Source organism: Neglectibacter sp. X4, from assembly GCF_009917365.1.
Lineage (GTDB): Bacteria > Bacillota > Clostridia > Oscillospirales > Acutalibacteraceae > Acutalibacter.
In genome coordinates this window covers 1-1333 of sequence record NZ_QWLE01000150.1, presented here as the reverse complement: position 1 = coordinate 1333, position 1333 = coordinate 1, and the positions used below count along the sequence as shown (strand labels likewise).

Here is a 1333-nt window from a genome sequence, read left to right as displayed (position 1 = left end):
GGTCAGACGGGCGATGGGCAGATACCAACGCGCTTTGCGCTTATGGTATAATAACTGTACAAAATCCGGGAACCCTTGATTTTTCAGGGGTTCCCGGATTTTTTGTTACTTTTGTGTTATTAGTTCAGAGTTGAAACCCGTTTAATATCTGGCAGTTCTGACCGGAGTTCCTTATAAGTTTCACAATGAATGGTTTGGGTTTCATCTACCCCATGAACCCAACCGGGGTTTAGGATGCACCAAATACCATCTTCATCTTGGTAAACCGCTTTGATGGCGGCTTGGTACTTTTTCGGAACTTTGAACATTTCAATCACCCCTTTATCAGTTCAATAGCGGTTTTCAGTTCTTCAAGGGTTTTGTGGTTATAGGTTCTATTGCCGGTATCTTTGGAGGTATGCCCCATAAGTAAATCACAACACTTCTGATCGGCCCCGGCTGATCCAAGGCGGGTTCTGAAGGTGTGGCGGGTTTCGTGTGGGGTGTGTTCCATACTCCATTCAGTCATGAACCCGGCCCACAATGCCCGGTATTGGCTTTCTGAACACTTCTTCCCGGCATAGCTGAACAGATATTCCCCCGGCTGTTCCATACGGGCTTCCACAAAGGGCCTGATCTTGGAATGAATAGGAACAACCCTGTTTTTCCCGGCCTTGGTTTTGGTTCCGCCTGTCATGGTTCCGACTTCCAAGTCAACGGCGGATTTCTTCAGGTTCAGCAATTCTGAAATCCGCCAACCGGAATAGAGGAATACCAACACACTATCCACCCAAGGTTCCGCCTGATGCGCCCAAACCGTTTCAACTTCCTGATCCGTGAAAGGTTGCTTAGACGTGGGCGGCACCGGATCAGAAGTCAACAATTCAGAATAACAGCGGTTGATCACATCCAGTTCTAAAGCGAACCGGTCAAGATGCCCCCAAAGGTTTTTGATTGCCGCTTGTGTACTGTACCCCTTGCCGCAACCGTCAATAGCTTCCTGCATTTGGAAAGCCTTGATTTGTTTATAGGGCTTGTTCACTAAAGTTGAACAATGCTTGAACGCTGAACAAAGGGATTGCCGGTTGGACGTTCCCAGCTTGGGGGCCTTTTTCTCTTTCCAGAGTTCAAACAGTTCCTTCAGGGTGATCTTGGCCTTCTCCACGTCCCAAGGGTTGCGGTTGTATTCTGCCAACATGGTCAAGCCCTGTTCCCGTGTTTCAGCGTAACCCACAACGTCATATTGGGGATAACCCCTATCGTCATACCCATACACCCCGCCCCTGACCATATACGGGCGGCGGCGCTTGCCTGACAGCTTCACAACTGAACCATAGCCGTTGGGCAATCTCAT

1 protein-coding gene is annotated in these 1333 nt (G+C 49.0%); it reads right to left on the bottom strand.

Annotation, left to right across the window (positions count from 1 at the left end):
• Nucleotides 1-313: 313 nt before the first annotated feature.
• Nucleotides 314-1333: tyrosine-type recombinase/integrase (locus D1841_RS17290; RefSeq protein ID WP_160643608.1), on the bottom strand; the 1020-nt coding region annotated here is incomplete at its 5' end.